Source organism: Pseudomonas sp. B21-056, from assembly GCF_026016325.1.
GTDB lineage: Bacteria > Pseudomonadota > Gammaproteobacteria > Pseudomonadales > Pseudomonadaceae > Aquipseudomonas.
The window spans coordinates 2,631,081-2,644,261 of record NZ_CP087203.1 but is presented as its reverse complement, the minus strand read 5'-3'; the positions used below and the strand labels follow the sequence as shown (position 1 = coordinate 2,644,261).

General features: G+C 61.8%; 11 protein-coding genes. 6 read left to right on the top strand and 5 right to left on the bottom strand.

Features of this window, described 5'->3' with window-relative positions; all coding sequences use genetic code 11:
* Positions 1–24: 24 nt before the first annotated feature.
* The 5 genes from LOY67_RS11810 to glnT form a co-directional block, all read right to left on the bottom strand.
* Positions 25–1,350 carry an ammonium transporter gene (locus LOY67_RS11810; RefSeq protein WP_265067331.1) on the bottom strand — a complete coding sequence of 442 codons (1,326 nt, stop codon included), beginning with the start codon at positions 1,348–1,350 and terminating at the stop codon, positions 25–27.
* A 135-nt stretch (positions 1,351–1,485) separates the two neighbouring features.
* Positions 1,486–2,820, bottom strand: a complete 1,335-nt coding sequence (locus LOY67_RS11805) for an FMN-binding glutamate synthase family protein (protein WP_265067330.1) — start codon at positions 2,818–2,820, stop codon at positions 1,486–1,488.
* A gap of 14 nt (positions 2,821–2,834) precedes the next feature.
* Complete coding sequence (locus LOY67_RS11800; RefSeq protein WP_265067329.1) at positions 2,835–3,518, bottom strand: protein glxC; 684 nt, start codon at positions 3,516–3,518, stop codon at positions 2,835–2,837.
* A 10-nt stretch (positions 3,519–3,528) separates the two neighbouring features.
* On the bottom strand, positions 3,529–4,434 hold the full coding sequence (locus LOY67_RS11795) for a class II glutamine amidotransferase (protein ID WP_265067328.1): 906 nt from the start codon (positions 4,432–4,434) through the stop codon (positions 3,529–3,531).
* 71 nt (positions 4,435–4,505) lie between these two features.
* Positions 4,506–5,840 carry a type III glutamate--ammonia ligase gene (gene glnT, locus LOY67_RS11790; protein ID WP_265067327.1) on the bottom strand — a complete coding sequence of 445 codons (1,335 nt, stop codon included), beginning with the start codon at positions 5,838–5,840 and terminating at the stop codon, positions 4,506–4,508.
* A gap of 300 nt (positions 5,841–6,140) precedes the next feature.
* On the opposite strand from glnT, the gene LOY67_RS11785 reads away from it, so the two are divergent.
* The 6 genes from LOY67_RS11785 to LOY67_RS11760 all read left to right on the top strand — a co-directional run bounded on the left by LOY67_RS11785 (position 6,141) and on the right by LOY67_RS11760 (position 13,180).
* Positions 6,141–6,740, top strand: a complete 600-nt coding sequence (locus LOY67_RS11785) for a helix-turn-helix domain-containing protein (protein ID WP_265067326.1) — start codon at positions 6,141–6,143, stop codon at positions 6,738–6,740.
* A 238-nt stretch (positions 6,741–6,978) separates the two neighbouring features.
* Entirely contained in the window at positions 6,979–7,845 is an 867-nt protein-coding gene (gene purU / locus LOY67_RS11780) for a formyltetrahydrofolate deformylase (RefSeq protein WP_265067325.1), read from the top strand.
* Complete coding sequence (folD, locus tag LOY67_RS11775; protein ID WP_265067324.1) at positions 7,842–8,747, top strand: bifunctional methylenetetrahydrofolate dehydrogenase/methenyltetrahydrofolate cyclohydrolase FolD; 906 nt, start codon at positions 7,842–7,844, stop codon at positions 8,745–8,747. The genes purU and folD overlap by 4 nt, the downstream gene beginning before the upstream one ends.
* Positions 8,729–9,970: an FAD-dependent oxidoreductase gene (locus LOY67_RS11770; RefSeq protein WP_265067323.1), complete on the top strand. Its 1,242-nt coding sequence runs from the start codon at positions 8,729–8,731 to the stop codon at positions 9,968–9,970. The genes folD and LOY67_RS11770 overlap by 19 nt, the downstream gene beginning before the upstream one ends.
* A 13-nt stretch (positions 9,971–9,983) precedes the next feature.
* Entirely contained in the window at positions 9,984–10,286 is a 303-nt protein-coding gene (locus LOY67_RS11765) for a sarcosine oxidase subunit delta (RefSeq protein WP_265067322.1), read from the top strand.
* Positions 10,283–13,180: a 2Fe-2S iron-sulfur cluster-binding protein gene (locus LOY67_RS11760; protein WP_265067321.1), complete on the top strand. Its 2,898-nt coding sequence runs from the start codon at positions 10,283–10,285 to the stop codon at positions 13,178–13,180. Before LOY67_RS11765 ends, LOY67_RS11760 begins: the two co-directional genes overlap by 4 nt.
* Position 13,181 lies beyond the last annotated feature (1 nt).

Below are 13,181 nucleotides of genomic sequence, written 5' to 3'. Positions count from 1 at the left end.
CGCCAAGGATCAGATGGCATCAGCTCAATGGTTATAGGCACGCTCGTTATGCTCGGCCAGGTCCAATCCCATTTCTTCCACCGATTCCTGCGCACGCAAGCCCACCAGCGCCTTGACCACTTTGAGAATGATCCAGCTGACGGCGAAACAGTAAACGGTCGTCAGTGCCACGCCTTTGACCTGCGCCATGACCTGCCCTCCCAAGGTCACGCCGTCGACCAGCCCGCCCAGCGACGGCACGCAGAACACGCCGGTGAGTACCGCACCGATCATTCCTCCGATGCCATGCAAGCCAAACACGTCGAGGCTGTCGTCGTAGCCGAAACGACGTTTCAGCACCGTAACGCTCAAGTAGCAAAACACGCCACACAACAGGCCGATGGCCAAGGCGCCACCGACGCCGACATAGGCGCAGGCCGGGGTGATTCCGACCAGGCCTGCCAGGGCACCGCTGGCCAGGCCCAAGGCGCTGGGTTTGCCAACCTTGAACCATTCGGTGAACATCCAGCCGAGAATGCCGGCGCAGGCACCCAGTTGGGTGTTGAGCATGACAATGCCGGAGGTGCCATTGAGGCCGCCGCCGGAGCCGATGTTGAAACCGAACCAGCCGACCCAGAGCATGCCCGCGCCAGTCATGGTCAGGCTCAGGTTGTGGGCCGGCATTGGCGCGTTCTGGTAGCCCTTGCGCTTGCCGAGGACCAGGCAGGCGGCCAACGCGGCGACGCCAGCATTGATATGCACGGCGGTGCCGCCGGCAAAATCGAGCACGCCCCAGTTGTGCATCAAGGCACCGGCGCCACCCCAGACCATGTGCGCCACAGGGGCGTACACCAGAGTGAACCAGAGAGCCATGAACAGCAGCGCCGCCGAGAACTTCATGCGCTCGGCGAACGCCCCGGCGATCAGCGCAGGAGTGATGATGGCGAAGGTCATCTGGAAGGTCACGAACACCCCTTCAGGAATATCCCCCACCAGGCTTTCTGCGGTCATGCCCACCAAAAAGACCCGACTCAAACCGCCGACAAAACTGTTGAAGGTCACCTGCCCTTCGATCATGCCGCTGCTGTCGACCACCAGGCTGTAGCCGTAAATCACCCATAGCACACCCACCAGGCCGGCGATGCCGAAGCATTGAGTGAACAGCGAGAGCATGTTTTTCGCCCGCACCAGACCACCGTAGAACAACGCGAGGCCCGGCAGGCACATGAACAACACCAGCACCGCGGCAGTGACCATCCAGGCGGTGCTGCCGGTATTGAGGGTGGGCGCTTCGGCGGCCTGGACCATCGGCGCGATTGCGCCGACGGATAACAGACCAAGGAGGAATTTGCTGAGAAGACGATTGACCATGTTCAAAGCTCCTGCAAAGAAAGGGATGTTTCGGCAGTGAGCAAGTGACAAATAATGGGCCTTGAAGGCCTCTTCGAATAAAGGGACGCAGAGCGTCCCGTGAGGCATCCCCACGCCAGAGCGTGGGGACGATCTTCAGTAACCCGATCCAGGCACCCAGTTGGTTCCCGCCAACGGCACCCGGGCCATGGCCGCCGACTCGACGGTCAGTGCCACCAGGTCCTCGGGGTCGAGGTTGTGCAGGTGCGATTTACCGCAGGCACGGGCCATGGTCTGCGCCTCCAGCACCAACACCCGCAGGTAGTTGGCCAGCCGGCGCCCGCCTTCCACCGGGTCCAGGCGCTTGGACAGCTCCGGGTCCTGGGTGGTGATCCCGGCCGGGTCACGGCCGTTTTGCCAGTCGTCGTAGAAACCGGCGGCCGAGCCGATCTTCTTCAGCTCCTCGTCCAGGTGTGGATGGTTGTCGCCCAGGGCGATCAACGCCGCGGTGCCGATGGCGACCGCATCCGCGCCCAGCGCCATGGCCTTGGCGACGTCGGCCCCGTTGCGAATACCGCCGGAGACAATCAACTGCACCTTGCGATGCATGCCCATCTCTTGCAACGCCTGGACCGCTTGCGGGATGGCCGGCAGGATCGGGATGCCCACGTGTTCGATAAACACTTCCTGGGTGGCCGCGGTGCCGCCCTGCATGCCGTCAAGCACGATCACGTCGGCGCCCGCCTTCACCGCCAGCTTGACGTCGTAGTACGGTCGGCTGGCGCCGATCTTCACGTAGATCGGTTTTTCCCAATCGGTGATTTCACGCAGTTCAGCGATCTTGATCGCCAGGTCATCCGGGCCGGTCCAGTCCGGGTGACGGCAGGCGCTGCGCTGATCGACGCCAATCGGCAAGGTACGCATGCCGGCGACGCGCTCGGTGACTTTCATGCCTAGCAGCATGCCGCCGCCACCGGGTTTGGCGCCCTGCCCCAGCACGATTTCGATGGCGTCGGCCTTGCGCAGGTCGTCCGGATTCATGCCATAGCGCGACGGCAGATACTGGTAGACCAGATGCTGCGACTGACCTCGCTCTTCCGGGGTCATGCCGCCGTCACCGGTGGTGGTGCTGGTGCCGGCGATGGTGGCGCCACGACCCAGGGCTTCCTTGGCATTAGCCGACAACGCGCCGAAACTCATGCCGGCGATGGTCACCGGGATCTTCAGGTGGATCGGCTTCTTGGCAAAACGGTTACCGAGGATCACATCGGTGCCGCACTTCTCCCGGTAGCCTTCCAGCGGATAGCGCGACACGCTGGCGCCGAGCAGCAGCAAGTCATCGAAATGCGGCACCTTGCGCTTGGTGCCACCGCCGCGGATGTCGTAGATGCCGGTTTCGGCGGCACGCTGGATTTCCTGGATGGTCAGGCGGTCGAAGGTCGCGGACTCGCGCAGCACTGGAGGGGCTTTTTGGCTAGTAGGGTCGCTCATGTGAATCTCCTGGATCAGTACGCGGAGGCGTTATCGACTTTGAAGTTGTACAGCTGGCGGGCCGAACCGTAACGCTTGAAATTCGCCGGGTCGGCGCTGAAACCGGCCTGGTTGAGCAGCTCCTGCAACTCTTCCAGGTGCTCGGCGCGCATCTCTTTCTCGATGCAGTCGGAGCCCAGGGACTGCACGCTGCCCTGCACGTAGATACGGGTTTCATACAGCGAATCGCCCAGCGCATCGCCGGCATCGCCGCACACCACCAGGCGACCGGCCTGGCCCATGAAGCAACTCATGTGGCCGATGCTGCCGCCGACCACGATGTCGATGCCTTTCATGGAAATGCCGCAACGGGCACCGGCATCGCCTTCGATCACCAGCAACCCGCCATGGGCAGTGGCACCGGCGGCCTGGGACGCGCTGCCCTTGATCCGCACGCTGCCGGACATCATGTTTTCCGCAACGCCGACGCCGGCGTTGCCGTGCACGGTAATGTTGGCTTTCTGGTTCATGCCGGCACAGTAGTAACCGGCGTGCCCCTGGATATCGATGCTCAGGGCCTGGTTCACCCCGACCGCGAGGTTGTGCTTGCCATTGGAATGGGTCACTACCCACTCGGGTTCTTCCAGGTGGTCGACCTGGTTGTGCAGCGCCTGATTGAGATCACGCACGGTGGCAGTGGAAAGATCGATGGTTTTCATGTGTGCTCCTTTAGGCAGACTCGCGTTCCCAGATGTACATGGTGGCCGGTGCCGGCTCCCAGACCTTGGCGTGCTCGATACCCGGCAGGCTCGACAGGGCCTGGTACTCGGAAGCCATGGCCACGTAGTCGTCAGTCTCGGCGAGGATCGCCGGCTTGCAGGCAATCGGATCGCGGATCACCGCGAAGCCATTGCGGGTGCCGATGGCGAACGTGAAGAAACCGTCCAGGTCTTCCAGGGAATGGTCCAGCGCCTCTTTCAGCGAGTCGCCTTGTTGCAGGCGCCAGGTCAGGTAACCGGCGGCCACTTCCGTGTCGTTCTCGGTCTCGAACTGAATGCCTTCGCGCTTGAGCTCCTGGCGCAGGCGGAAGTGATTGGACAGCGAACCGTTGTGCACCAGGCACAGATCGGCACCGGTGGAAAACGGGTGGCTGCCTTCCATGGTCACAGCGCTTTCGGTGGCCATGCGGGTATGACCGATGATGTGGCTGCCCTTCATTCCGGCGAGGCCGAAGCGTTGGGAAATTTCCTGCGGCAAGCCCATGCCCTTGAGGATTTCGATGCTCTGCCCGGCACTCATGATGCGCACGCTCGGCGCCAGTTCGGCCAGCGCCTGGCGCACCGGCGCTTCTTGCGCCTGGATTTTCAACACCGCGGCGCTGGCGTTCTGAAACCAGTCCAGGGAACAGCCGAGACGGCCTTCCAATGCACCCATCAAGGCGTTCCAGTCAAAGCCTTCGGTGGTCGCCTGCAAGGTCAGCTTGACCCAGCCATCGGCGACTTCATCGCCATAAATGGCGAAGCCGGCGCTGTCCGGGCCACGGTCGGTCATGGCCTGCAACATGGGTTCGAACAGCTTGCCGAGCTGGGATTCCAGCTGCGGGTTTTTCAGGTAAAGGCCTACGATTCCACACATATCAAGTCTCCTTCGGAGGCAGTGAACAGCCGACGCAGTGCCGGATGCCCGAATGGTTGTTGAGGGAACAGTCAGAAGAATTCGGTGTAGCGCTGGATCTCCCAATCGGAGACGTGGCGGCTGTACTCCACCCACTCCATGCGCTTGAGCTTGATGAACTCGCCGACAATCTGCGGCCCCAGCACTTCGCTGAACAGCGGGTCGGCTTCCAGCGCGTCACAGGCTTCCTTGAGCGATTGCGGCAAGGTCTTGATGCCCCGGGCGGCAATCTGCTCCAGGCTCAGGCTGTAGAGGTTTTCATTGCAGACGTTGTCGATTTCCAACTGACGGTCGATGCCATCGAGGCCTGCCGCGATGATCGCCGCGCTGACCAGATAAGGATTGCAGCCGGCGTCCGGCAGGCGGAACTCCAGACGGCCGTAGGGCACCCGCACCATGGCGGAACGGTTGTTGGCGCCGAAGGCGATGAAGGCCGGTGCCCAGGTGGCGCCGGACAAGGAGTTACCCACCACCAGGCGCTTGTAGGAATTGACCGTCGGTGCGGCGAAAGCGCAGAGCGCCGGGCCGTGAGCCAACAGCCCGGCGGCGAAGTGATAGGCCAGTTTCGACAGGCCCATGCCATTCGGGTCGCTGGCGTCATGGAACAGGTTCTTGTTCTCGGCGCTGCTGATCGACAGGTGAAAGTGCATGCCATTGCCGGCCCGCTTGGGGTCCGGCTTGGGCATGAACGAGCAGATCATGCCCAGGTCGTTGGCGATCTCGCCGGCGGCCATGCGGAAGAACGTGAAGCGATCCGCCGAAGTCATGGCATCGCTGTAGGTGTAGTTGATCTCGAACTGGCCGTTGGCGTCCTCGTGATCGATCTGATAGATCTCGAAATCCACTTGCTGCAAGGCTTCGGTCAAGCGCTCGAGGAACACCCGGGAACGGGACAGGCCCTTGTAGTCGTAGCAAGGCTTGTCCAGGTTGTCGCTGGCATCGACCAGTTGCAACTTGCCCTGCTCGTCGCGCCGCATCAGGTTGAATTCCGGTTCCAGGCCGGTGTTGAGGGTCCAGCCCTTCTCCTGCAAACGCTGGATCTGCTGCTGCAACACATAACGGCTGTCGTAGGGATGCGGCTTGCCATCGACATGGCCGATGCACACGACCCGGCCATAACCCGGCTGCCATGGGACGGGCGTCAGCGTAGACAGGTCCCCCCGAGCCATGAAGTCCGGACCGTGGGGCTCCATCCCCATGCCGCTGATGGCGAACCCGGCAAAACCGGCGCCCTCCTCGGCTACCGTCTTGAGCCCGCATACCGGTACCGATTTGGTCTTGGCTGCACCATGAATATCGACAAACTGTGCAAGCACGTACTTGATGCCGTGCTTGTCGATAATGCGCTGTGTTTCTGCTGGCAACATTGCTCGTCACTCCTTGCGAATGCAAAACGGTGGGTGGCTGCTGGCTCTTTTTATTTCTAAAAAGAAAGCTAGACGTTTTATTCCTAAAAGGAAAGATATTTTCTCAGCAGGAATGCAAGGGCCTTGCCAGATTCGCCAGAGGGGGTCGAATTGCCGTAGAAAGCGCTTTCGTGCGGGTTATATGGGAATATTCTTTTCCCTAAAGGAATGTTGCACGGTGCATGGACGGCACACCTGATTCGCACTTTCCTGGTGCGAAACTAATATTACCGAATAGAAAGTGTGCAGGACCTGATGACTATGCCGACCGAAACCGCCCCGCGCCTCAAGCTGGAGCAATACCTGGGCTTGCAGATCAAGCGTCAGCGCCAGGAGCAGGATCTGAAATTGTCCGATGTGGCCAAGATGGCCGATATCAGCCAGGGCATGTTGAGCAAGATCGAAAACGCCCAGGTTTCCACCAGCCTGGACACCCTGAGCCGCTTGTGCGACGTGCTGGGCCTGCCACTGTCCAAGCTGTTCGGCGAATACGACCAGCAAGGCGGCAGTGCGCTGCTGGTGAAGGCCGATCAGGGCATGGAGGTGGTGCGCCGTGGCACTGAAAAAGGCCACACCTACCATTTGCTCAACCACACCCGCGGGCCAAAGAAAAGCTTCGAGGCCTACATGGTCAGCATGGATGACGCCAGCGAGGAGTTCCCGACGTTCTCCCACCCCGGCACCGAATTCCTGCACCTGCTCCAGGGCGAACTGATCTATCGCCACGGCAACCAGCTATACCGCATGGAGGCCGGCGACAGCCTCACTTTCGAGGGCGAAATCCCCCATGGCCCCGAGCAACTGGTGCAAGTGCCGATTCGCTTGCTGTCGATCATGAACTACGGCAACGACAAGGGCTAAAGCCTTCCCCGCCCTTCCCGCCTTACTCCTGACCGGGGCCGATTTTCATCGGCCCCGGTCATTTTCCGACAGTAAAAAACTTTCTCGAAAGTCTGGACGCGCTGCGGGCATTCCCCTATAAAGTCACCACAAGGAATATTTTATTCCTCAGAAGAAAATAATCTCATGCATGAGATTGCTGTCTGCCCTGGTTTTTTCGCCCTGCGATGAGCTGCCGCCATCTTCCCGAGGACGTGTCATGCAACACGAAAAAAATCATTTCATTATCAAGATCACCTGTCCGGCGGTGTCCGGCATCGTCGCCGCCGTCACCACCTACCTGGCGGACAACGGTTGCTACATCGGGGAGATGGCGCAATTCGACGACGAGTTCAGCGGCCGGTTCTTCATGCGTGCGGTGTTCCGCTTCAACGACGGTCATCCCGGTGATATCCAGCAGATCAAGAACGGTTTCAGCGATGTCGCCAACGCCTTCGACATGAACTGGGAACTGCACGACACCCGCGAGCCGATGCGCGTGCTGTTGATGGTCAGCAAATTCGACCACTGCCTGACCGACCTGCTCTATCGCTATCACAAGGGCGAGATGGACATGACCATCACCGCCATCGTGTCCAACCACCTCGACCTGCGGCCCATGGTCGAACGTGAAGGCATCCGTTTCATCTACCTGCCGGTGACCAAAGAGACCAAGGCGCAGCAGGAAGCCGAACTGATGAAAGTCGTCGACGAGACCGGCACCGAACTGGTGGTGCTGGCGCGCTACATGCAGATTCTCTCCGACGATCTGTGCAAGCAGTTGTCGGGCCGCGCAATCAACATCCACCATTCGTTCCTGCCCGGTTTCAAGGGCGCCAAGCCCTATCACCAGGCCTATCAGCGCGGGGTGAAACTGATCGGCGCCACCGCCCATTACGTCACCAGCGACCTCGACGAAGGGCCGATCATCGAGCAGGAAGTGCAGCGTGTCGACCACGCCTATTTGCCTGACGACCTGGTCGCCATTGGCCGTGACACCGAAACCGTGGCCCTGTCCAAGGCGGTCAAGTACCACCTGGAACATCGGGTCTTCCTCAACCAGGACAGAACGGTGATTTTCCGGTGAGCGCGCCCCGACTGATTGACGGCAAGGCTGCCGCCGCCCAGGTGCTGATCCAGGTTCGCAAGGACGTGGAGAACCTGCGCGAACAAGACATTCAACCGGCGCTGGCGGTGATTCTGGTGGGCAGCGACCCGGCCAGCCAGGTCTATGTGCGCAACAAGATCCTGCGTGCCGAAGAGGTGGGCATTCGCTCCGTTGAGCATCGGCTTTGCCCCGACACCAGCACGGAACAACTGCTCAACCTGATCGCCACGCTCAATGCCGACCGCTCGATCAATGGCATTCTCCTGCAGTTGCCATTGCCGGCGCACATCGACGAGTTACGCGCCCTGGAGGCCATTGCCCCGGGCAAGGATGTCGACGGATTCCACAGTGAAAACGTCGGCGGGCTCAGCCAGGGCCGCACGGTGCTCGCCCCCTGCACCCCCAGCGGTTGCCTGTACCTGCTGGAGCAGACCTGTGGCGATCTACGCGGTAAACACGCGGTGGTGATCGGCCGCTCGAACATCGTCGGCAAGCCCATGGCCGCCTTGCTGCTCAAGGCCGACTGTTCGGTGACCGTGCTGCATTCGCGCAGCCCCGATCCACAGGCGCTGTGCCGGCAGGCGGACATTGTCATTGCCGCCGTGGGACGCCCACGGTTGATCGACGCCAGTTGGCTCAAGCCCGGCGCCGTGGTGATCGATGTCGGCATCAATCGCATCGACGACGATGGCCGTAGCCGCCTGGTGGGCGATGTGGACTTCGACAATGCCCTGCCCCATGTCTCGGCGATTACTCCGGTACCCGGCGGCGTCGGCCCGATGACCATCGCCTTCCTGATGAAAAACACCGTGACCGCCGCACTTATGCAGCAGCAGGCTCAACGCAGCCAATCGGAGGCCCTATGCCGTTCAATCTATTGAAGTACGGGCTGAGTTCGGAATACCCGGTGGAGGTCGACCTGCCGCCACCCCGAGAACTCAAGCCGAGCTATGACGTGGTGATCATCGGCGCCGGCGGCCACGGCCTGGCCACCGCTTATTACCTGTCCAGGTACCACGGCATCACGAACATCGCGGTGCTGGAAAAATCCTATCTGGGCGGCGGCAATACCGCGCGCAACACCGCAGTGATCCGCTCCAACTACCTGACCAGCGAAGGGGTGCGTTTCTACGCCGAGTCGGTGCGGATGTTCCAGGGGCTGTCCAACGAATTCGATTTCAACATCATGTACTCCGAGCGCGGCCAACTGACCCTGGCCCATACCGATGCCACCGTGCGTTCGTTCCGCCAGCGAGCCGAGGTCAACAAGCACTTCGGCGGGCGTACCGAGATGATCGATCGCCAGCAGATCCGCGAGCTGGTGCCCACCTTGAACCTCGATCCAGGTCACTTGCCGGTCATCGCCGGGCTCTGGCACATCGACGGTGCCACCGCCCGCCACGACGCCGTCGCCTGGGGCTATGCCAAGCAGGCGGCCAAGCGCGGCGTGGAAATCCATCAGCTCACCGACGTCCAGGACCTGATCATCGAGAACGGCGCCATCACCGCCGTCAAGACCAATCGCGGCACCATCAAATGCGGTTGCGCGGTGCAGGCGATTGCCGGGCACAGCTCCTTGCTGATGGCGAAAGCCGGGATCCGTTCGCCGATCCAGACCTTCCCGCTGCAAGCGATGGTCACCCAGCCGTTCAAACCTTTCCTCGATCCACTGGTGAGTTCCTCCGCGCTGCACTGTTACGTGCAGCAGACCAGTCGTGGCGAAGTGGTGTTCGGCGGCGGCTCCGATCCGTATCCGCTGTTCAACACCCGCTCCACGCTGGACTTGAAGGAAAGCCTGTTGGCCCACGCCATCGAGATGTTCCCGTTTTTGGCGAACGCCAAACTGATGCGTCAATGGGCCGGCATCACCGACATGACCCCGGACTACAGCCCGATCATGGGCCTGTCGCCAGTGAAGAATTATTACCTCGATGCCGGCTGGGGCACCTGGGGCTTCAAGGCCACGCCGATCTGCGGCAAGACCATGGCCGAGCTGGTCGCCAGCGGCGGTAAGGTGCCGGAGCTGATCAGACCCTTCGGCCTGGAGCGGTTCTCGACCTTCCAGCAAGTCAACGAAATGGGCGCCACGGCGGCCAGTCACTGACGGAGAGCGGACTATGAAAATCATGATTTGCCCGCTCAACGGGCCGCGCAACATCAGCGAATTCACCTATGGCGGCGAGTTCAAGCCAATGCCCGATCCGGTCAACTGCAGCGACGCCGAATGGGCCGACTATGTGTTCAACAGCGCCAACCTCGCCGGTGTAGTGCGCGAATGGTGGATGCACACCCCGTCCAGCTACTGGTTCCTGGCGGAACGTCATACCGTCAGCGACGAAATCCTGCGCACCTTCGACCCCAAGGAGCTGTTCAGCAGCCGTGTCGAATTCAGTGCAGCCACCCAGGAGATTGCCGGATGAACCGCCTACCCGCCCCCATGGGCCTGCTGATCGACCGTGATCGGCCACTGGATTTCAGCTTCGACGGACAACACTATCAAGGCCTGCAAGGCGACAGCATTGCCAGCGCCTTGTTGGCGAACGGCCGCTTCCTGATCTCCCGCTCGTTCAAATACCACCGCCCGCGCGGCCCGCTGACCATGGCCGGCCAGGACGCCAACAGCCTGGTGCAGCTGCCTCGCGAACCAAATGTGCTGGCCGATGCCCAGGCACTGTCTGCCGGGTTGAAGGTCACGGCGCAGAACGTCAACGGCTCGCTGGACAACGACCGTGACGCCTACCTGGGCAAGTTCTCGAAGTTCATGCCAGTGGGTTTCTACTACCGCTCCTTCTACAAGCCCAAGGGCATGTGGAAGCTCTGGGAGCCGATCATTCGCAAAAAAGCCGGCCTTGGTGTGCTCGACCTGACTTTCCAGCCCGAGTATTACGACAAGGCTTACCTGTTCACTGACGTCGCGGTGATCGGCGCCGGACCGGCGGGCCTGCAAGCGGCCCTGACGGCGGCCAATGCCGGAGCCCAGGTGTTGCTGATCGAGCAACAACCGATCCTCGGCGGTTCGCTGACCTATGCCCGCTTCGACATCGAAGGCACCCGGGCCGCAACCCTGCGCCGCGAACTGCTGTCGGCGGTGGAGCAGCACGCCAATATCCGGGTCCTCACCGAGGCCACCTGCAACGCCTGGTTCACCGACAACTACTTGCCGGTGATCCAGGGCAAGCGCCTGTACAAGGTCCGCGCCAACCAATGCCTGGTGTGCAGCGGCGCCTTCGATCAACCGGTGGTGTTTCGCAACAACGACTTGCCCGGAATCATGCTGACCAGTGCCGCGCAACGGCTGATGAAGCTGTATGCGGTCAAACCCGGCAAGCGCGCCGTGGTGCTGACGGGCAACGACGACGGTTACCTCGCCGCGCTCGACTTGCATGACCAGGGCGTGGAAGTCGCCGCCGTGGTGGATCTGCGTCATGGCCCCAGCGATGAAGACCTGTTGCAGGCATTGTCCCGGCGCAACATTCCTTGCCAGCGCGACAGCACGGTGTATGAGGCGCTGCATGAAAAAGGCCTGCGCCACGTCAACGGCGTCGACGTGCGCAAGATCACCGCCCAGGGCCAGGTGGCCGAAAACGGACAACGCATCGACTGCGACCTGCTGTGCATGTCCGCCGGCTACATGCCGGTCTATCAACTGTTGTGCCAGGCCGGCGGCAAACTGGCCTATGACGATCAGCGTGCCGAGTTCACCCTCAGTGGCTTGCCGCACAACCTCGCGGTGGCTGGCTCGGTCAATGGTCGTCACCGTCTGGACAACGTGCTCGTCGACGGCGTGAATGCCGGGACGGATGCCGCGCTCGCACTGGGCCTGGTGGTTGGCGCACAGCGCTCGCCATACAGCGGCGAGGTTCAAGTCAACTTCAACTGGCCGATCTTTCCCCATCCCAAGGGCAAGGACTTCGTCGACTTCGACGAGGACCTGCAAGTCGCCGACATCGTCAACGCCACCAAAATCGGCTACCGCGACGTACAACTGGTCAAGCGCTACTCCACCGTCGGCATGGGCCCGTCCCAGGGTCGTCATTCGGCATTGCCAACCGCGCGGTTGGTGGCCTGGGCCACCCAGCGCAACATCAGCGAAACCGGTGTCACCACGGCCCGGCCGCCGTTCGTGGCCGAGAAGCTCGCTCATGTGGCCGGCAGGGCTTTCGACCCGTACCGACAAACGCCGATGCATGCCCGGCATGTCCAGGCAGGGGCCAAGATGATGCCCGCCGGCATCTGGCAACGCCCGGCCTACTACGGCAGCGCCCAGGATCGCGAGGCCTGCATGCAAGCCGAAGCCCTGCATGTGCGCAACAAGGTCGGCATCATCGACGTCTCGACCCTCGGCGGTCTGGATGTGCGTGGCCCGGACGCCGCCGAACTGCTCAACCGGATGTACACCTTTGCCTTTCTCAAGCAGCCGGTCGGCCGTTCCCGCTATGCGTTGATGACCAATGAACACGGAGTGGTGATCGACGACGGCGTGTGCGCGCGTTTCGCCGAGAATCACTTCTACGTCACCGCCACCACCAGCGGTGTCGACCGCATCTATCAGCAGATGCTCAAGTGGAACGCGCAATGGCGCCTCGACGTGGACGTCGCCAACGTCACCGCCGCGATTTGCGCGGTCAACGTTGCCGGGCCGGACTCGCGCAAAGTGCTGGAGCAGCTCTGCACCGACCTGGACCTGAGCGCCGAAGCCTTCCCTTATCTGGCTGTGCGTCAGGGGACGGTTGCCGGCATCAAGGCACGACTGCTGCGGGTCGGTTTTGTCGGTGAACTGGGCTATGAAATCCACGTGCCGGCGCGCCACGGGCTCAAGCTCTGGGACGCCCTCATGGAAGCCGGCAAGGCCCACGACATCCGCCCGTTCGGCGTCGAAACCCAGCGCCTGTTGCGCCTGGAAAAAGGCCACGTGATCATCAGCCAGGACACCGATGGCATGACCCATCCGGCGGAAATCGACATGGGCTGGGCGGTCAGTCGCACCAAGCCGTTCTTCGTCGGCCGGCGCTCGGTGGACATCCTCGAAGCCCAGCCGCTGAAACGCAAACTGGTGGGCTTCGCCCTGCCCAAGGGCAGCCCGCAACCCCTGGAAGGTCATCTGGTGCTCAACGGCCCGGACATCAGCGGCAACGTCACCTCCTGCGAATATTCCGCAAGCCTCGGCAAGATCATCGGGCTGGCCTACGCCGCCAGCCACCAGAGCGCGCCGGGGCAGCAGATTCCGATCCGCGTCGAGGGCGGGATCGTCGTCCAGGCCACGGTGGTGCAATTACCCTTCTTCGATCCTGAAAACCAACGGCAGGAGCTTTAAG